The 18,817-nt window shown below is 55.8% G+C and carries 21 protein-coding genes; 13 read left to right on the top strand and 8 right to left on the bottom strand.

The window, feature by feature from the left end:
- The first annotated feature begins 57 nt into the window (after window positions 1-57).
- Complete coding sequence (gene trxA, locus J7382_RS01355) at window positions 58-378, top strand: thioredoxin (protein ID WP_058238755.1); 321 nt, start codon at window positions 58-60, stop codon at window positions 376-378.
- Window positions 379-397: 19 nt separating this feature from the next.
- Here trxA and J7382_RS01350 read toward each other — a convergent pair whose 3' ends face one another.
- Window positions 398-1,360 (bottom strand): phosphotransferase, encoded by a 963-nt coding sequence (locus J7382_RS01350; RefSeq protein ID WP_209066589.1) that lies wholly within the window; start codon window positions 1,358-1,360, stop codon window positions 398-400.
- Window positions 1,361-1,437: 77 nt separating this feature from the next.
- On the opposite strand from J7382_RS01350, the gene hslV reads away from it, so the two are divergent.
- The 4 genes from hslV (at window position 1,438) to J7382_RS01330 (ending at window position 5,602) form a co-directional block, all read left to right on the top strand.
- Complete coding sequence (hslV, locus tag J7382_RS01345) at window positions 1,438-1,995, top strand: ATP-dependent protease subunit HslV (RefSeq protein ID WP_058238757.1); 558 nt, start codon at window positions 1,438-1,440, stop codon at window positions 1,993-1,995.
- Window positions 1,996-2,055: 60 nt separating this feature from the next.
- Entirely contained in the window at window positions 2,056-3,120 is a 1,065-nt protein-coding gene (locus tag J7382_RS01340) for a hypothetical protein (protein WP_209066587.1), read from the top strand.
- 12 nt (window positions 3,121-3,132) lie between these two features.
- On the top strand, window positions 3,133-4,443 hold the full coding sequence (gene hslU, locus J7382_RS01335) for an ATP-dependent protease ATPase subunit HslU (RefSeq protein ID WP_209066586.1): 1,311 nt from the start codon (window positions 3,133-3,135) through the stop codon (window positions 4,441-4,443).
- 64 nt (window positions 4,444-4,507) lie between these two features.
- Window positions 4,508-5,602 (top strand): alpha/beta fold hydrolase, encoded by a 1,095-nt coding sequence (locus J7382_RS01330; protein ID WP_209066585.1) that lies wholly within the window; start codon window positions 4,508-4,510, stop codon window positions 5,600-5,602.
- 15 nt (window positions 5,603-5,617) lie between these two features.
- Here the strand turns inward: J7382_RS01330 and J7382_RS01325 are convergent, their stop codons facing one another.
- Genes J7382_RS01325 through J7382_RS01315 form a run of 3 tightly spaced genes read right to left on the bottom strand, consistent with a single transcriptional unit; the run spans window position 5,618 to window position 7,913 of the window.
- Window positions 5,618-6,211, bottom strand: coding sequence for a Smr/MutS family protein (locus tag J7382_RS01325; protein WP_209066584.1), 594 nt, complete (start codon window positions 6,209-6,211; stop codon window positions 5,618-5,620).
- Window positions 6,208-7,257, bottom strand: a complete 1,050-nt coding sequence (locus J7382_RS01320) for an MltA domain-containing protein (protein WP_209066583.1) — start codon at window positions 7,255-7,257, stop codon at window positions 6,208-6,210. The genes J7382_RS01325 and J7382_RS01320 overlap by 4 nt, the downstream gene beginning before the upstream one ends.
- The gene (locus tag J7382_RS01315; RefSeq protein WP_209066582.1) at window positions 7,254-7,913 is read right to left on the bottom strand and encodes a Tim44/TimA family putative adaptor protein; all 660 of its coding nucleotides are present in this window, start codon (window positions 7,911-7,913) and stop codon (window positions 7,254-7,256) included. The genes J7382_RS01320 and J7382_RS01315 overlap by 4 nt, the downstream gene beginning before the upstream one ends.
- Before the next feature lie 104 nt (window positions 7,914-8,017).
- Here J7382_RS01315 and J7382_RS01310 point away from each other — a divergent pair, with 104 nt between their 5' ends.
- Both J7382_RS01310 and secB read left to right on the top strand, forming a co-directional pair.
- Window positions 8,018-8,569 carry an FxsA family protein gene (locus tag J7382_RS01310; RefSeq protein ID WP_209066581.1) on the top strand — a complete coding sequence of 184 codons (552 nt, stop codon included), beginning with the start codon at window positions 8,018-8,020 and terminating at the stop codon, window positions 8,567-8,569.
- Window positions 8,570-8,624: 55 nt separating this feature from the next.
- The gene (gene secB, locus J7382_RS01305; RefSeq protein WP_209066580.1) at window positions 8,625-9,116 is read left to right on the top strand and encodes a protein-export chaperone SecB; all 492 of its coding nucleotides are present in this window, start codon (window positions 8,625-8,627) and stop codon (window positions 9,114-9,116) included.
- A gap of 39 nt (window positions 9,117-9,155) precedes the next feature.
- On the opposite strand, the gene dnaQ is transcribed toward secB, so the two are convergent.
- From dnaQ to J7382_RS01285, 4 genes are read right to left on the bottom strand one after another with little or no spacing between them, the layout of a single operon-like run.
- A complete protein-coding gene (gene dnaQ / locus J7382_RS01300) occupies window positions 9,156-9,893 on the bottom strand; it encodes a DNA polymerase III subunit epsilon (RefSeq protein ID WP_209066578.1) in 738 nt (245 codons plus the stop codon).
- Complete coding sequence (coaE, locus tag J7382_RS01295) at window positions 9,886-10,494, bottom strand: dephospho-CoA kinase (protein ID WP_209066576.1); 609 nt, start codon at window positions 10,492-10,494, stop codon at window positions 9,886-9,888. The genes dnaQ and coaE overlap by 8 nt, the downstream gene beginning before the upstream one ends.
- On the bottom strand, window positions 10,491-11,324 hold the full coding sequence (locus J7382_RS01290) for a shikimate dehydrogenase (protein ID WP_209066574.1): 834 nt from the start codon (window positions 11,322-11,324) through the stop codon (window positions 10,491-10,493). The genes coaE and J7382_RS01290 overlap by 4 nt, the downstream gene beginning before the upstream one ends.
- On the bottom strand, window positions 11,321-11,920 hold the full coding sequence (locus J7382_RS01285) for a Maf family protein (protein ID WP_209066572.1): 600 nt from the start codon (window positions 11,918-11,920) through the stop codon (window positions 11,321-11,323). Before J7382_RS01285 ends, J7382_RS01290 begins: the two co-directional genes overlap by 4 nt.
- 426 nt (window positions 11,921-12,346) lie before the next feature.
- Between J7382_RS01285 and J7382_RS01280 the strand changes: the two genes are divergently transcribed.
- From J7382_RS01280 to J7382_RS01255, 6 genes are all read left to right on the top strand, one after another.
- On the top strand, window positions 12,347-12,796 hold the full coding sequence (locus J7382_RS01280) for a CopD family protein (protein WP_209066571.1): 450 nt from the start codon (window positions 12,347-12,349) through the stop codon (window positions 12,794-12,796).
- Window positions 12,797-12,918: 122 nt separating this feature from the next.
- The gene (gene rho, locus J7382_RS01275) at window positions 12,919-14,190 is read left to right on the top strand and encodes a transcription termination factor Rho (protein ID WP_209066570.1); all 1,272 of its coding nucleotides are present in this window, start codon (window positions 12,919-12,921) and stop codon (window positions 14,188-14,190) included.
- Between the two features lie 10 nt (window positions 14,191-14,200).
- Entirely contained in the window at window positions 14,201-15,499 is a 1,299-nt protein-coding gene (gene mnmE, locus J7382_RS01270) for a tRNA uridine-5-carboxymethylaminomethyl(34) synthesis GTPase MnmE (RefSeq protein WP_209066569.1), read from the top strand.
- Between the two features lie 23 nt (window positions 15,500-15,522).
- Window positions 15,523-17,385: a tRNA uridine-5-carboxymethylaminomethyl(34) synthesis enzyme MnmG gene (gene mnmG, locus J7382_RS01265; protein ID WP_209066568.1), complete on the top strand. Its 1,863-nt coding sequence runs from the start codon at window positions 15,523-15,525 to the stop codon at window positions 17,383-17,385.
- On the top strand, window positions 17,385-18,023 hold the full coding sequence (gene rsmG, locus J7382_RS01260) for a 16S rRNA (guanine(527)-N(7))-methyltransferase RsmG (protein ID WP_209066567.1): 639 nt from the start codon (window positions 17,385-17,387) through the stop codon (window positions 18,021-18,023). Before mnmG ends, rsmG begins: the two co-directional genes overlap by 1 nt.
- Window positions 18,001-18,810, top strand: coding sequence for a ParA family protein (locus J7382_RS01255; protein ID WP_209066565.1), 810 nt, complete (start codon window positions 18,001-18,003; stop codon window positions 18,808-18,810). The genes rsmG and J7382_RS01255 overlap by 23 nt, the downstream gene beginning before the upstream one ends.
- The last annotated feature ends 7 nt before the right edge of the window (window positions 18,811-18,817 follow it).

Below are 18,817 nucleotides of genomic sequence, written 5' to 3'. Positions count from 1 at the left end.
TCCCTCGAACCAAGACAAACCCGAGATGACCCCTCGTTCCCCTTTAGGAGACCTCCCATGGCAACTGTCGCTGTCACCGATGCCACCTTTGACGAAGAAGTAAAGAACGCCGACGTCCCTGTCGTCGTGGATTTCTGGGCCGAATGGTGTGGCCCCTGTAAGCAGATCGGTCCAGCTCTGGAAGAGCTCTCCGCTGAGCTGGACGGCAAAGTGAAAATTGCCAAAGTTGATGTGGACAGCAACCCAAATGCCGCCGCCGCTCTGGGCGTGCGCGGTATCCCTGCGCTGTTCATCTTCAAAGACGGTCAGGTGATCTCCAACCGCGCAGGTGCCGCCCCAAAGGCCGCACTGCAAAGCTGGATCGAAGACTCCCTCTAAAAGAGATACGCACGCCGATCTAGGCAAAAGCCCGGCGTGCAATGACCCGAAGGCGTTCAAAATTGATCAGGTTTTGAACGCCTTTTTTGTCGCTCATGCGGTTCCAGTCACTCAAAATCTGAATGCGCAGCAAAAACCCCACGCTCGGATCATCCGCTGGGACAAAATCATACCCTTCGAAAAAGGCCGCCAACGCCTCCGGCGGCAACACATGCCCCTTCGGAATACGGTCCAAATCAACCGCCGTTAGCGCATAGCTCAACAGAATACGGGCGATGTCATATCCAACCGGCGCATGGCTGATGGGCAGAAAATCAAATCCAGCTGTGCGGTTGCCCTCAATAAGAATGTTGTGACTGTTGAAATCCCCATGTTTCGCGGCAATCTTACTGGGACGCCCTTCATAGTCAGCCACCATATCCTGCACCTGATGCGCCAGAGCGACAAAACGTTTCTGCCCTTTGATGCGCCGTGCGCCGGTCTGCATCTGATCCGCAAGATGCAACATATGACGCGCCATGAATTTGGGTTGAAATCCGCGCGCCTGCTCAAAGGTGCCGCGGTGATAGGCTGACAACCACCGCCCTGTCTGCATCAGAATATCAGCGTGATCCTCATGGGTTTCACAAAGATCCCGCAGGGTCTCGCCGGGTTGAAACCGCATAAGGCAGGCTTTTAAGGCGCGATCTTCCACCAAAATCTCTGGCGCATGTTGCTCCGAACATGCCTGCAACGCCTGTGATGCAAGGTGATGTGCATCCAAAATACCGTTAAATTCCGTGGGGTCTTCGGGCCGAAACACCTGTTTTAAAATAACGGGGGCATGGTCTTTGGCATCATAGCGCTGCACGATATGCAGTCGGCGCTTGTCATTCTTGAACCAGCTGCGCGTTTTTGTGTAAGCGCCGCTCAAATTGCCCCGTTCTGCAAGATGGGCAAAGGTCTCCTGCGCCAGCGCGTCAATCTCCGAATTCACGTTCACCTTTGATCCTTTACCCTGTATTCCCTTGTTAATTCCCGACAGGATCCTCAAATACATCCAAAACGGAGACCTTATCCATGGATAACCAAGACTTCCCCGGTTGGCACGGCACAACCATCATTGGCGTCAAGAAAGGCGGCGAAGTGGTGATTGCAGGTGACGGACAGGTCTCTCTTGGCCAAACCGTCATCAAGGGCACGGCGCGCAAGGTACGCCGCCTGTCGCCCGGCGGCTATGACATCATCGCAGGCTTTGCCGGATCTACCGCCGATGCCTTCACCTTGCTGGAACGTCTGGAAGCCAAGCTTGAGGCGACACCGGGCCAATTAGCGCGCGCCTCTGTTGAGTTGGCCAAAGACTGGCGTACAGACAAATACCTGCAAAAACTCGAAGCCATGCTGATCGTCTCAGATGGGGCTGATATTTTTGTGATCACCGGGGCAGGGGATGTGCTGGAGCCAGAACATGACGTCACCGCCATTGGGTCGGGTGGCAACTTTGCCCTCGCCGCCGGTCGTGCCCTGATGGACAGTGATCATTCTGCCGAAGAGGTCGCGCGCAAGGCCATGGCCATCGCAAGCGACATCTGCGTCTACACCAATGGCAATCTGACGGTGGAAACCATTTCCAAATGAGCCCTGCTTTGAACGCCTTTTTTGTCACAAAGTGCCCGCGTAACGAGAGACCATAAAGTCATGATTTCCAAAGACGATCTGCGCGCTGCAGTGGGCTCTGGCCTGCTCAATGAAAAACAGGCCGCCGCACTGGCGGCGCTGGCCGATAGCCGGCGTGGCGCCCGCGAAGATCTCGCCATCGGGGATGAACCCTTTGAGCTTTTCAAAGGCTTCAACGAGATTTTCATCGTCATTGGGCTTTTGATCCTCGCCAGCGGTTGGGCCGCGCTCAACGGCATCGCCATGGCTATGGAAATCGTGAACTATAAAGCCAAAATCCTGAGCACCTCCGCCATCTCCGGCGTGATCCTCTGGCTGCTGTCGGAATATTTCATCCGCCGCCGCCGCATGGTGGCACCGGCCATCGCGCTTTCCTGTCTGTGGGCCATAAACGCTGGCACCGGCATCACCGCCTATTTTGCGCAACCCTTTATGGTGGCGCAGGAAGATTTCTCCAGCCTGCCACTGCCGCTGGGTCTGACAACGGTGGCCATGCTGCTCTACTGGCTGCGCTTTCGTGTGCCCTTTGCCATGGCGTTGATCGCACTTGGCGTCTTTGGCATCGCGCTGATGATGGGGGCCAATCAAACCGGCACCCCCACAAGTGCGGCCGATCTCTTTCTCCTGTCGGCAGGAGGCCCCTTTGCCTTCATCACTCTGGGCGTCGGTCTCGCGGTTTTCGCAGTGGCCATGTTCTTTGACATGTCCGATCCACACCGCGTCACCCGCCGCAGCGCACAGGGGTTCTGGCTGCATGTGGTGGCTGCCCCCGCTTTGGTGAACACCCTTGCACTCAGCCTGCTGGAAAGCGGCACAGCCAACGCGCACATGGCGCTCCTGGCCGTTCTGGTGCTCTTTGCTCTGATCGCCATCATCATCGACCGGCGCTCCTTCCTCATCGCGGCCATCGGCTACACTGTTGCCCTCGCAGGCACGGTGTTCGAAGGGGAGGGCACCGCCATGACCATCTTCATCCTCGGCATCTTTCTGGTGGTGCTGGGGGCCTTCTGGGCCCGCTTCCGTGCGGCCCTTCTGGCACCGCTCTCTGGCATCCTGCCACTACACCGCCTGCCACCCTCTCACTGATTGGACACAGCCATGACTGATCTCACGCCCCGCGAAATCGTTTCCGAACTGGACCGCTTCATCATTGGTCAGAACGACGCCAAACGCGCCGTCGCCGTGGCCCTGCGCAACCGCTGGCGCCGCAAACAGCTCTCGGATGACATCCGCGATGAAGTCTATCCCAAGAATATTCTGATGATCGGCCCCACCGGCGTGGGCAAAACCGAAATCTCCCGCCGTCTGGCCAAACTGGCCCGCGCACCTTTCATCAAGGTTGAGGCCACCAAATTCACCGAGGTGGGCTATGTGGGCCGCGATGTCGAACAGATCATTCGCGATCTGGTGGATGCTGCCATCATCCAGACCCGTGAGCACATGCGCGAAGACGTCAAAGTCAAAGCCCATGCCGCCGCCGAGGATCGCGTGATCGAAGCCATCGCCGGCACAGACGCTCGTGAGGCCACCCGTGAGATGTTCCGCAAGAAGCTCAAAGACGGGCTGCTGGATGACACGGAGATCGAACTTGAAGTGGCCGACACATCAAATCCTTTGGGCGGCATGTTTGACATTCCGGGGCAACCCGGCAGCCAGATGGGCATGATGAATATCGGTGATCTCTTTGGCAAAGCCATGGGCGGCCGCACCACCAAAAAACGCATGACCGTTGCCGAAAGCTACGAGGTGTTGATTTCCGATGAGGCGGACAAGCTTCTGGATGATGAAACCGTCAACGCCGCAGCATTGCAGGCTGTAGAGCAAAACGGCATTGTCTTCCTCGATGAAATCGACAAGGTCTGTGCCCGTCAGGAAGCCCGCGGCGGCGATGTTTCCCGCGAGGGGGTGCAACGTGACCTGCTGCCTCTGATTGAAGGCACCACCGTTTCCACCAAACATGGCCCCGTAAAAACCGACCATATCCTTTTCATCGCTTCCGGCGCCTTCCACATCGCCAAACCCTCTGATCTGCTGCCCGAACTGCAGGGGCGTCTGCCGATCCGCGTGGAACTGCGGGCGCTGACCGAAGAGGATTTTGTGCGTATTCTCACAGAGACCGACAACGCGCTGACCCGCCAATACACCGCTTTGATGGGCACAGAGGAGGTTGTTGTGTCCTTCACGGATGATGGCATTTCTGCTCTGGCCAAAATCGCTGCGGATGTGAACCAATCGGTCGAAAACATCGGCGCACGTCGCCTCTACACCGTGATGGAGCGCGTCTTCGAAGAGCTCAGCTTCTCCGCGCCAGACCGCTCAGGCGAGGAAATTATCGTGAACGCCAGCTTCGTGGAAACAAACCTCGGAGAACTCGCAAAATCCATGGACGTCAGCCGCTACGTGCTCTGATTTCCACTGGAGCCCGCTGTCAGAGACCGTCATAGTCCCGGCGAAACATCGACCGGGACTGTTCATGCGCATTCTGACCTTTGCTTTGCTGACTTTGACGATGGGCGGCTGCGCTGATCGCATCACGGCTCCCGTTGTCCCTCAGGCCCTCAGCAATGAGACCACACATAAAATCTACGTCGCCACCAATCGCGCACGCAATGATGCTGGTTTCTTTGGTGCAGAACGCAGTTCTGACATGACCTATTTGGATAGCGTCGTCTCTATTCCGCCCTCACATAAAACCGGCAAGCCTCCCAGCTACAGCGCAACCCCAGATCCGCAAAGGCACTTCACAATCGCAAGCGAAACCGAAGTGTCCAGGTTGTCAGAATTCGTCCAGAAGGTCTCCTCCGACGTCGAGGACCTTCCGCCGCGCGACAGGGAAATCATCCTGTTTGTCCATGGGTATCACAACACATATCAGGACAGTCTCTTTCGCACCGCGCAAATGAAAGAAGACTTCGAAGTTTCGGGCGCTATGGTGAACTTCACATGGTCCAGTGCAGGGCAGGCCCTTGGATATGCCCATGATCGCGAAAGTGTTCTGTTCTCACGCGACGACTTGGAACGCACCCTGCGCGCCTTTGCAGAACAGCAACCTCACAAGCTGCTTCTGGTCGGACACTCTTTGGGCACCATGCTCATCACCGAAACCCTGCGCCAGATCGACCGAAAGGAACCAGGCTGGACGGTGCGCAATATTGACGCGCTGGCGCTTCTGTCGCCGGACATGCCGGTCGATCTCTTCCTGCGCAATCTGGAATCCATCAAAGCACTGCCCACAGCAACAGCCATTGTGACCTCCACCAAAGACAGCGCGCTCTTTCTCTCCAGTCAAATCAACGGCACAAAACAGCGCTTGGGCCAGCTCACCGATCCCAGTGTCCTGGATGGGCTTCCGATTGCTTTGGTGGATGTGTCCAATTTCAACGACAGCGCCAGTTTCAATCATTTGACCGTAGCCGGCAGCCCCGCCTTGATCGCTCTGCTGCGTGATGCGCACGACATCGATACCCTTCTATCCCCAGAAGACTCGACCATTCTGTCTCGCAGTGCTGAGCGAATTCTGGTGACCGGCCAGACAGTCGCCATTGAGGTGGGCGCACCGCCAAACTGACCAAGGACAGGCCTGTCACCGACGTCTTAGATACACGTAATACGCTCCAGTGCCGCCGTGTTTGATATGGGCTTCGGCCACTTGCAGGATGCAGCTTTTCAAAGGGGGCAGGGCAAACCACTGCGGCACCTGATGTTTCAACACCCCGCGCCGTGTCGGAATAGGGCCGTCGTCACGCTTGGATTTGCCCTTGCCCGTAATCACCAGCACCAGCCGTTTGCCTTCACCATGCGCCCGCAGAATAAACCCTGTCAGCGCGCCATGGGCCTGATCCGCCGTCATGCCATGCAAGTCAATCTTGCCCTCTGGCACAAGCTTGCCACGTTTCATGCGGCCAAAGGCTTTCTTGTCCATCTGCACCGGCTGGCGCGCCACGCGCTCTGAAACCGTGCCCATCAAATCATGGCCGGGCAGGGGGCTTTGCGCCCGCGAGCCAACGGTAAAGGCAGGCATCACATCACGCGCAGAATGGGCTCTTGGCGTCTTCTGTGGCTTGGGTTTCGGCTTAGGAAGATCATGCGGCTTAGCGGTTGGATTGAGCCGCTCAGCGGTATCCGCAACCTTGCGCCAAAGCGCCACTTCATCCTCACTCAATTTCCGGCGTGTCACAACACAGACTCCGGCAACATCGCATAGGCGCGCTGGATGGGCAGCAGGACAATCATACGCCCTGGATCTTTGAGTTTGCCCGCTTCAAGACCAGCCGCATCGCCCGTCCCAAAGAAAATATCCGCCCGCTGCGCGCCTTTGATCGCCGAGCCTGTATCCTGTGCAATCATCAGACGACGCAAAGATGTGGCCCCATCTTTTTCCACCCACACAGGCGCGCCCAAAGGGGTAAACTTCGGATCCACGGCTACGGTGCGCATCTCGGTGATGGAGCGGTTCATCGCCCCCAGAGGGCCTTTGTGTGCGGGCACACGGCTGACTTCGCGAAAGAACACAAAGCTGTCATTGTGCCGCAACAGCTCCGCCCCAGCCGTCGGATTGCGTTTGACCCAATTCTTGATCACCTGCGCGCTGACCTGATGCGGTGCATAAACGCCGCGCCGCACCAACTCGGCCCCGACCGAACTATAATTGTGCCCGTTAGAGCCCCCATAACCCACACGCACATAGGATCCGTTGGGAAGGCGAATGCGACCAGATCCTTGAATTTGAAGGAAAAACAACTCGACGGAATCATCCACCCAGGCAATTTCTAAGCCACGTCCCTGCATCGCCCCACTGGTCTCAATCTGACGGCGTGTCAGCCACTGCCCGCTGCGGGCCTCACGCGGCATGCGGTACACAGGAAACCGATAGCGCCCACTGGGCGACAAGGCGCCGTCCAGCTCTGGCTCAAAATACCCGGTGAACAGCGCCTCTTTGCCCTCTTCTTCGATCAGCACAGGACGAAACAGCAGCTCAAAGAACTTGCGTGCATCTTTGATGCCCGTGGCCGCCGCACAAAGCGTTTGCCAATCCGGCGCATCCAGATCAGCGCACGTGTTCAAAAAGACCTGGCGGGCAGCCTCGTGATCATCTGCCGCCCAACCGTCAAGGTCTTCGAAAGAAAGAATTTTCATGGATGTTTCGGACAAGGCGGCCCCTCCGGTCAAGCAGATGAGCCCCAGATGGGCCGCGGCCAGCGCCGCCCGAAACGCCCGGATCATTCGCCCGTGACAACAAGCTGCCAGTTGGGGTCATCCGATCCCATCACGCGGGCAAAGGTCCAGACGTCCTTCTGCCGCTTGATCTGGCTCTCGCTGCCCTCAACAATGTCACCACCATTGTCACGCACCACATGGGTCAGTTCCCCAATATAGCGAACAGTGATCTCACCTTCTTTGGTGGCATCATCAAAATGCGCATCCTGCAGTGCCATTTCGCGCACGCCGATAAACTCGCTTTCCACGGTCAGCCCCTGCGTCTCGCGCATCTCCACCACTTGGGCAAAGCTGTCATAGACCTCTTCGCCAAGGAAGGGTTTGATCTCAGCAAGCTCGCCCTTCTCAAAGGCCATGAGGATCATTTCATACGCGCCACGCGCGCCTCCCAGAAAGTCACTGACACCAAAGGATTGCTCTGCCGATTTCATCTTGGCCAAAGCAATGGCCTGTGCGCTGCCTTCTTCGGCATGATCCAGAATGTCCTGATCCGGCCCCCCTTCGATCACTTCCAGATCCGGCGCCCGGCGTTGTGTCTGTGATGTGGCCTGTTCGCGCGGAGGCTCAAAGCCGTCTCGCGTGCCTAAAACATTGCGCAACCGCAAAATCAAAAACACCGCAATACCGGCAAGAACGAGGAGTTGAAGAAGGGAGGAGTTCATTTGAACCTCATGTTGGGCATGGAAACAGCGTTCTCACGCACTTATGTAAGTTACAGGCGGGGTCAAGTCTACCTCGCCAAAGGATGCATTGGAGTAAAGCTAAGATGTGGCTCTTGTTGGCCTTTGTTGCGATCCCCATGATTGAGATCGCCCTTTTCATCAGCGTTGGCGGAGCGATTGGTCTCTGGCCGACCCTCGCAATTGTACTTCTCACCGCGATTTTGGGCACGCATCTGGTGCGCAGCCAGGGTATTGCAGCCCTAGGCAGTGTCCAGAAGTCGTTCAATGAGCTGGACGACCCGACCGAGCCTCTGGCCCATGGTGCCATGATCCTCATCGCTGGTGTCCTTCTCCTCACGCCTGGATTTTTCACTGATGCTGTGGGTTTCGCCTTGCTCACGCCGCCATTCCGCAGTGCTATGTTTCATTACGCGCGCAAACGCGTGCGGGTTCAAAGTTTCACGATGGGCGGCACCCAATCCACCCATTTCCACGCAGGTCCGGGCTTTCACGCAGATCAGCGCCGAAATGCGGGCCGTTCAGATGTGATTGATGGCGAGTTTTCCGAGGTGGATCCAAAGCCGCAATCCCCAACCGATCAGATAGAGGGGGTCAAAAAGTCCACACACCCGCCTTCTGGCTGGACTAAGCATTGAGACACCCCTTTTGACCTGTTAAAGCAGGCCAAACGTTATTTTTTGGAGAGTTCCCATGGCGGAAAACGAAAACGGTGCAGCGCAGGCGCCTCAGCTTAAAATGAATGTGCTGACCCAATTTGTGCGTGACATGTCCTTTGAGAATATTCTGGCTCAAAAAGGCTCCGCCGCAAACCCACAGCCAGACGTTCAGGTTCAAGTCAACCTTGACGCTAAAAAGCGCACTGCGGACAATCAGTTTGAAGTGGCTATCAAGCTGAACATCACCTCCAAAAACAAAGAAGACGGCGGTGAGATGTTCATTCTTGAACTCGACTACGCCGGTGTCTTCCACATCGAAGGCGTGCCAGAAGATCAACTGCATCCCTTCCTTTTGATCGAATGCCCACGCATGCTCTTCCCATTCGTGCGCCGCATCGTCTCTGATGTGACACGCGATGGCGGCTTCCCACCGCTGAACCTGGAAAACATCGACTTTGTCGCGCTCTACCGCGCCGAGCTTCAGCGCCGCGCCGCAGAGCAGGGCGCACAGCCTGCAGTCAACTAAGACAGTCGGCGCTGCCCTTTGGGGCGGCGCCACTCTGGCCTAGCCCAGCTTGGCCCATAGGGCGTCTTCGCCCATCTTCTCTACAAATTCCTTATGACGTGCTTCTTCCTCCGCGGTGATCCGGCTCGGAAGCGGGGCAGGGCGCGCACTTGGGCGCCAGTCATCCTGTACCGCACCTCCGGCACTGCGTCCGGCACCACCAGAGGCCAGCACCAGATCCGGCTGGCGACCACCAATCAGCTCCAAATAGACCTCTGCCAGAATTTCGGAGTCCAACAGCGCGCCGTGCAAGGTCCGCGATGAGTTGTCGATGCCAAAACGACGGCACAGCGCATCCAACGTGGCCGGGGAGCCGGGAAATTTGGTACGCGCCATTTCCAGCGTATCCACAGCCCGCTCCATCGGGATCTGTGGCAGGTTCATCCAGCTCAGTTCGGCATTCAGGAACTTCATGTCGAATTTTGCATTGTGAATGACCAACTTGCTGTCATTGCCAATGAAATCCAAAAATCCCTGCCCATGAGCGGCAAAGACCTTCTTGTCTTTCAACGTCACCTCACCGGGCTGTGCTTCACGTGGGCTGTCGAGCAGATCCGGCCCGATCCCATGCACGCCAAAGGCCTCAGCAGGCATATTGCGCATCGGGTTGATGTAGACGTGATAGGTCTCCCCCGTTGGCAGATGATTATAGAGTTCCAGCGCCCCAATCTCGACAATCCGGTCACCTGAAAACGGATCAAACCCGGTGGTTTCCGTATCAAGTACGATTTCACGCATGATCCGCGCCCTCTTTGATGGTGTTGACGATCTTCTCCACCTGCGCACGCGCTTGGTCAAGCGTGTCCGTGTGCACCACATAGTCAGAGCGTGCGATCTTCTCTGCGATTGGCATTTGCTTCGCGAGGATCTGCTCAAACTGCGCTTCACTCATCGTGCCCCGCGCCAAAACCCGCGCACGTTGAATGTCTGGCGCAACTTTCACACAGGCCACCGCATCCATGGCACCATCCCCCCCGGTTTCAAACAAAAGCGGGATATCAAAAACCAGAATCTCCGCAGTGGCATTCTGAATGAATGCGGCACGGTCCTGCGCCACAAGAGGGTGCACAATGCGCTCGATAGTTTTCAAAACAGCCGCATCCGCACTGATCATTGCCTTCAGCCGCTCCCGCGACACGGCACCATCCTCAATCGCTTCCGGCAAGACGTCGGAAATTGGCGCAACGGCCGCCCCATCGACGCGATACAACCGATGCACCGCCGCATCCGCATCCCACACCGCACAGCCCAGATCGACAAACATCTGCGCCGTCGTGGATTTCCCCATACCAATAGAGCCCGTCAGCCCAAGCAAAAATGGGCGTCTTTTTTCGCTCATCCCAGCACCACCTGACGGGTTGCGTCATCCACCACAGGACGCCGGCCAAACCAGCGTTCAAAACCCGGCACCGCCTGATGCAGCAACATGCCCAGACCATCCACAGTGACACAACCGGCCTCCTGAGCCGTTTTCAGAAAGCTTGTGATCAGCGGCGTATAGACCAGATCTGTCACAACCGTTTCCTTGCGCAGCCCATCCATCGGAACGCGCAGTTCTGATTTCCCAGCCATGCCCAGAGAAGTCGTGTTAACAAGCGTGGCGGCTTCTTCCAGAATATTGCCAGCCTGCACCCATTCCACCACTTTGACCCGCGCCCCAAAGTCTTCGCGCAGATTGTCCGCGCGAATCCGGGTGCGATTGGTCAGCAGGATCTCCGGCGCGCCAGCATCCAGCAAAGAGGCCACAACTGCACGCGCTGCACCGCCTGCGCCCAAGACCACCGCAGGCCCGGCTGCGGCATCCCAGTCAGGCGCCCCTTGGCGCAGGTTTTCAATGAACCCATAGCCATCGGTGTTGTCACCAAGAATGCCACCATCCGAGCGGAAGATCAGCGTATTGACCGCGCCAATCAAAGTGGCCCGATCGGTGATCTGATCAACATATTGCACCACATGCTCTTTGTGCGGGATTGTGACATTGCAGCCCACAAACCCCATCTTCGGCATCATTTTTAACACATCCCCAAGCGCCTCGGCCTCAACCTCCAACGGCACATAATGTCCGGGAATGTCATAAGTCTTCAGCCAGTGCCCATGCAGCAAAGGTGATTTGGAATGGGCAATCGGGTGCCCGATCACACCAGCCAGAGGAATAGATGGCAGACTCATGTTGGTAGATCTCCCCGCAAGGTCAGATAAGACAGTATTTCCAAAAGCGGCATCCCAAGCACAGTGAAGTAGTCCCCTTCAATCTTGTCAAACAGCCGCACGCCTTCTTCTTCCAGCTTATAGCCGCCAACGGAATGGCGAATGCTGTCAAAGTTGCGCGAGAGGTAATCCTCAAGAAAGTCGTTGCTGAATTGGCGCATCTGCAAACGCACCACCCCCACATGCCGCCACAAGGGCTCGCCCCCTTGATAGATCACTGCCGCAGACAAAAGCATATGGCGATTGCCCCGCAACAAAAGAAGCTGATTGCGCGCATCTTCCACACTGGCCGGTTTGGAAAAGATCGTGCCCTGAAAATCCAGCACCTGATCACATCCAAGCACCAAAGCCTCAGGATGTTTGAGGCTCACCTTGCGCGCTTTGGCCTCGGCCAGCGCATCGGCAACATCGCGTGGGGAGGCCCCCTCCGCCTGCAAAGAACGGCGGATCATATCCTCATCCACACGCGCTTTAATGATTTCGTAACCAACATTCGATTTAGATAGGAGCTGAGCACGTATCTCGGAGCCTGACGCAAGAATCAAGGGTGCGGGCATGTGGATAAATCCGTGGAGAAGGGAGGGAACATCTTTGGAGTCCTTTCTGGAAACTTCTGCGGAAATTTGCAAGCTGGGGAAACACCCTGCCACTTCACGAAGATCCCCCGTTTTCCTGCACCGTGGATGAGGAAAACTTTTTTCAGGGGAGGAATCATCCACATACAAATCCATCCTCACAGTTATCCACACTCATAAATCTGTCATCTTTTCTCGATCCGCTTGAAAACGTTAACAACTTTTAACTTTTGTCCAAATTTCTGAAAATCCTTCCGAATTTCTATCCCCCTGTGCGTAACTCATGGGAGGATTCAATAATCCACAGGTTTTGTCCTCCCAACTAAATCATCATCCTTTTCTATATATATTTATTTTATTAGAGAGGCTCAGACAGGGCGCGCACCCAAAACCGAGGTACACTTCGCCATGGGCTACTTTCTCGTAGATATTTATCCCTACGTTCTCTCGTTCCATATCATGGCAGTGATGAGCTGGATGGCTGGTCTGTTCTATCTGCCGAGGCTCTTCGTCTATCATGCAGAAAGAGCAGAGAAGGGGGATCAGCTTGATGAAACGCTGAAGATTATGGAATTCAAACTTCAGCGCTACATCATGAGCCCAGCAAGCATTGCCACATGGCTCGCCGGTCTGACGCTTGTCTTCACCCCTGGCATTGTTGATTGGTCTTCTGTCTGGCCCTACACCAAAGCCTTTGGTGTGATTTCCATGACAGCCTATGATCACTGGCTCATGCAGATGCGCAAAAAGTTTGGTCGCAATGAAAACACGCTCACCGGTCGTCAGTACCGAATGATGAATGAGGTGCCAACGCTGCTCATGGTGATCATTGTCCTGTCCGTCGTCGTCAAATTCTAAGGGGTTTGACTCAAGCCCTCCATTTGGCTTAGAAGGAGCGCCAACTGGCCCGTCCGGGCTAAGTGTCTTCCATATAAAGAGCACATGACCTGCCCCCATTTCGGGCAGCACAGGATATTTCCATGACACAAGAAAAGCTCGCGCTTGGCGATTTGAAAGCCAAAAGCCCGAAAGATCTCTTGGCGATGGCCGAAGAGCTGGAGATCGAAAACGCCTCCACCATGCGCAAAGGTGAGATGATGTTCCAAATTCTGCGCGAACGTGCAGATGATGGATGGGAAATCTCCGGCGAAGGCGTGTTGGAAGTGCTGCAAGATGGCTTTGGCTTCCTGCGCTCTCCAGAGGCCAACTATCTTCCGGGTCCGGATGACATCTATGTCTCCCCAGATATGATCCGTCAGTACTCTCTGCGCACCGGTGACACCGTGAATGGGGTTATGACAGCCCCGGGCGATAATGAGCGTTACTTTGCCCTCACAGGTGTCTCTCAGATCAATTTTGAGGCCCCAGAGAAGGCCAAGCATAAGATCGCCTTTGACAACCTCACACCGCTCTATCCCGATGAGCGTCTGAAGATGGAGATCGAAGATCCCACCATCAAAGATCGCTCCGCTCGTGTGATCGACCTTGTGGCCCCAATTGGCAAGGGACAGCGCTCTCTGATCGTGGCGCCACCGCGCACCGGTAAAACCGTATTGCTGCAAAACATCGCGCACAGCATCGAAGCAAACCATCCGGAATGTTATTTGATCGTTCTTCTGATCGACGAACGTCCGGAAGAGGTGACAGATATGCAGCGTTCTGTGAAAGGTGAGGTGATTTCCTCAACCTTTGACGAACCCGCAACACGTCACGTTGCCGTCTCTGAAATGGTGATCGAGAAAGCCAAACGTCTTGTAGAACACAAACGAGATGTTGTGATCCTTCTGGACTCCATCACAAGACTTGGTCGCGCTTTCAACACTGTCGTGCCATCCTCTGGTAAAGTTCTGACCGGTGGTGTGGATGCCAACGCATTGCAACGTCCCAAGCGTTTCTTTGGTGCGGCCCGTAACATCGAAGAGGGCGGCTCGCTCACCATCATCTCCACTGCGTTGATCGACACCGGCTCGCGCATGGACGAGGTGATCTTCGAAGAATTCAAAGGCACCGGTAACTCTGAGATCGTGCTCGACCGTAAAGTGGCAGACAAGCGTGTCTTCCCGGCGATAGACATTCTCAAATCCGGCACCCGCAAAGAGGATCTGCTGGTCGACAAAGGCGATCTTGCGAAGACCTTTGTGCTGCGCCGCATTCTCAACCCGATGGGCACAACCGATGCTGTCGAATTCCTGCTTGGCAAACTCAAGCAGACCAAAACCAATGGCGAGTTCTTTGACTCGATGAACACCTAAGGAACGTGACATGGCCTATGTGCCTGACACAATTTTTGCCTTAGCAACGGCCCCCGGTAAAGCGGGGGTCGCTGTCGTTCGTGTGTCCGGTTCCCGCGTGGCGGAGGCGGGCAGAGCGCTCTTTGGGGCTTTGCCCAAACCCCGTTTTGCCGCTCTGAAACTTTTGAAAGATGACAAGGGCCGGCGTCTGGATCAGGCTTTGGTGCTCTATTTCGAAGAGAAAGCCAGCTTCACCGGCGAAGAGGTGCTTGAGCTGCATTTGCATGGCTCCACCGCCGTGGTGAATGCGGTGTTGCGAGAGCTGTCAGAGATGGAAGGTCTGCGCCTGGCCGAAGCGGGCGAATTTACTCGCCGCGCTTTGGAGAATGGCTGTCTTGATCTGGCGCAGGTCGAGGGCTTGGCGGATTTGATAGATGCAGAGACCGAAGCGCAACGTCGGCAAGCCTTGCGTGTTTTGTCTGGCGATCTTGGGGATCTCGCGGGCAAATGGCGCAGTGATCTGATCCGCGCCGCAGCTCTGATCGAAGCCACCATTGATTTTGCCGATGAAGATGTCCCCGTTGATGTGACCCCAGAGGTTACAGCGCTTTTGTCCGGCGTGCGCGCGGAACTCGACACAGAGATCGCCGGAGTAGACACAGCCGAACGTATCCGCACGGGATTTGAGGTTGCCATTCTTGGTGCGCCCAACGTCGGAAAATCGACTTTGCTGAATGCGCTTGCCGGGCGCGAAGCTGCGATCACCTCTGAATATGCCGGCACCACGCGCGATGTGATCGAAGTCCGTATGGAGCTGAATGGCCTGCCAGTGACTTTGCTCGACACAGCCGGATTGCGTGAAACGGATGATCATGTCGAAGGCATTGGCATTCAACGCGCGCGGGAACGGGCAGAGGCCGCAGATCTGCGTGTGTTCCTGAAATCTGAGGGCGAAGATCCAGATTTCACCCCTTTGCCCAATGATGTGATGCGATCTGCCAAGGCCGATATGCTGGCGGATCCTCAGAACGCGATTTCAGGGAAAACCGGATTTGGTGTGTCAGAGCTGGTCGCGGAGATCACAGAAAAGCTTTCGGAGCAGGCTGGCCGTTCTGGTGTGGCAACCCGTGAGCGACACCGCATTGCGATGAAACGGGCATCTGATGCGCTTGATGCTGGACGGGCCATTCTCGCTTTGGGGCCGGATCACTATGATATCGGTGCCGAAGAACTGCGCAGCGCGATTCGTGCTCTTGATTCCATCGTCGGCCATGTCGATGTAGAGAACCTGTTGGATGAGATCTTTTCGAGCTTCTGCATCGGAAAATAGATCAAACTTGAGGAGTGTTTCACGTGAAACATTTTGACGTCATTGTTGTGGGCGGCGGACATGCCGGAGCGGACGCTGCCGCCGCGGCTGCGCGTATGGGGGCCCAAACGGCGCTTATCACGCTGAAGAAATCCGGCATTGGCGTCATGTCCTGCAACCCTGCGATTGGGGGCCTTGGTAAAGGCCATCTGGTGCGTGAAGTGGATGCGCTGGACGGTGTGATGGGCCGTATCGCGGATAAGGCGGGTATTCAGTTTCGCCTTCTTAACCGCCGCAAAGGCCCCGCAGTACAAGGCCCACGCGCGCAATCTGATCGCAAGATTTACCGCACAGAGATGCTGGCAGAGATCGAAGCCACACCAAATCTGACAATTGTCGAAGGCGAAGCCACGGATTTTCGTATGGAAGGGCAGGCCGTGCGCGGCGTGATCCTTGCAGATGGCTCTGAAATTTCTGCGCATGCCGTCGTCCTGACAACAGGCACCTTTTTGCGCGGTGTCATTCACATTGGCGATGTCTCGCGTCCTGGCGGGCGGATGGGTGATGAGGCCTCCGTCAAGCTTGCCGAGCGCATCGACAGTTTTGGCCTGCCTCTGGGCCGCCTGAAAACTGGTACGCCACCGCGTTTGAACGGCAAGACCATCAAATGGGATCTGTTGGCCAGCCAGCCGGGGGATGAAGCCCCTGTTGTTTTCTCCTTCCTGAACAAAGCCCCTCTCGCGCGTCAAATTGCCTGTGGCATCACCCATACCAATCCCAAAACCCATGAGATCATTCGCGAGAACCTTGATCGCTCTGCTATGTATGGCGGCCATATCGACGGGGTTGGGCCACGGTATTGTCCATCCATCGAAGATAAAATTGTGCGCTTCGCGGATAAGGAGTCTCATCAGGTCTTTCTTGAGCCAGAAGGTCTGGATGATGACACGGTGTATCCAAACGGGATCTCCACCTCTTTGCCCGTAGATGTGCAGGAGGCCTATGTGCGCTCAATGTACGGCCTTGAAGATGTGGAAATTGTGCAGCCGGGCTATGCCATTGAGTATGACTATATTGATCCGCGCGCGCTCAATGCCGAACTTGGCGTGAAATCCGTGCCTGGTCTCTTCTTGGCCGGGCAGATCAACGGCACGACCGGATATGAAGAGGCGGCGGCACAGGGGCTGGTTGCCGGTCTCAATGCGGCCTTGTCCGCACAGGGCAGGGATCCGCATCACTTCAGTCGCTCTGACAGCTACATTGGCGTGATGGTGGATGACCTTATCACGCGCGGGGTGACAGAACCCTACCGCATGTTCACCTCACGCGCCGAGTTCCGCCTGTCGTTGCGCGCGGACAATGCGGACCAGCGATTGACGCCAATTGGGCTTGATTTGGGACTGATCGGGGAAAAACGTAAAGCTGCCTTCTCCGACAAATTGGAGAAACTCACCTCTGGCAAAGCCATGTTGGAAGAGAAAGGGTTTACGCCCAAAGAGATCAAAGCGTCTGGAATCGCGGTCAATCAGGATGGCAATCGCCGTACCGCTTTTCAGGTGCTCGCCTTCCCAGAAGTCAGCTTCGCAGATATCACAGCGCTTGATCCGCGTTTTGGGGCAATGGATGAAGAGGTTCAGCTGCAACTCGAACGTGACGCTCTCTATGCCAACTACATTGAGCGGCAAAAGCGTGACGTTGAGGCCATGCGCCGCGATGAGACACAGATCATTCCCGCTGATTTTAACTTTGATGTGATTGATGGGCTGAGCAACGAGCTCAAGACCAAACTCAACGCTGTGCGCCCCTCCAATCTGGGGCAGGCGGGGCGTATTGATGGGATGACACCTGCGGCGCTGACTTTGCTGTTGGCCAAGCTGCGTCAAGCTCAGAAAGCGAAAACTGCCTGATGTCCTGTCCAGATACCGTTAAATCACAGTTGAATGTTTCACGTGAAACATTGGATCGTTTGGAAACGCTTGCGGATCTTCTGCAAAAATGGAACCCGCGGATCAATCTGGTGTCTAAATCCACGCTGAAAGATCTTTGGACCCGGCACATTCTGGATTCCGTGCAGGTGTTGAAATCCGCGCCGGCCAATGCCAATCACTGGGTGGATATTGGCAGCGGAGGGGGCTTTCCCGGACTGGTCATCGCCCTCATGCAGCAGGAGCCAGAGGCCCCTCAGAAAGTGACATTGATCGAAAGTGATCAACGCAAATGCGCTTTTCTGCGCACGGTTTTGCGCGAAACTGGGGGGCAGGCCACGGTCATCTCTGAGCGCATTGAAAAAGCCGCGCCACAGAATGCAGATGTCCTTTCCGCCCGTGCGCTGGCCGATCTCTCTCTTCTGTTTGATTTTGCAGAGCGGCATTTGAAGGCATCCGGTCAAGCCGTGTTCCCAAAAGGCGCACGTTGGGAAAAAGAGGTCGAAACGGCTCAGAAATCGTGGTCATTTGAGTGCCAAGTGGTAAAAAGTATTACGGACCCTGAAGCGGTCATCCTGAAGGTCGGAGAGATTAAACGTGTCGGATCCCACACGCCCTAAGGGCCCCAAGATCATCGCCGTCGCCAATCAAAAAGGCGGCGTGGGCAAAACCACCACCACCATCAACCTTGCCGCCGCTCTCGCGGAGGAGGGGTGTCGTGTGCTTTTGGTGGATCTCGATCCGCAGGGCAATGCCTCCACAGGATTGGGCGTTGAGATCGAAGATCGCAATAACACGACCTATGATTTGCTGACCGGCGAAGTTGAGCTGGAAGACGTCATTCAGAAAACAGAATCTGAGAATATGATGATCGTCCCGGCAACGGTGGATCTCAGTTCGGCGGATATCGAGCTAATGTCCAACGAAAAGCGCAGCTTTCTGCTGCATGATGCCTTGCGCCAAACCGCAATGGATCCTTACGGCTTTGACTATGTCCTGATTGATTGCCCACCATCGCTGAACCTTTTGACGGTGAATGCCATGATCGCCGCGCATTCTGTTCTGATCCCACTTCAAAGTGAGTTTTTCGCGCTCGAAGGACTGTCACAGTTGATGTTGACCGTGCGCGAAGTGCGCCAAACAGCCAACTCTGGTCTGCGCGTTGAAGGCATTGTTCTGACCATGTTTGATGCGCGCAACAACCTGTCACAACAGGTGGAAGAAGACGCGCGCGACAATCTGGGGGATCTGGTGTTTGATACCAAAATCCCGCGCAATGTGCGGGTGTCAGAGGCCCCATCCTATGCGCAACCGGTGTTGGATTATGATCCAACATCCAAAGGGGCCGAGGCCTATCGTGCGCTCGCCAAAGAATTGCTTGTGAAAAATCATAAGATCGCCGCTTAAGGGAGGC

Origin of the sequence: Shimia sp. R11_0 (genome assembly GCF_017744035.1) — a bacterium.
Classification (GTDB): Bacteria; Pseudomonadota; Alphaproteobacteria; order Rhodobacterales; family Rhodobacteraceae; genus Shimia; species Shimia marina.
This window is presented reverse-complemented; position numbering and strand designations above follow the sequence as displayed.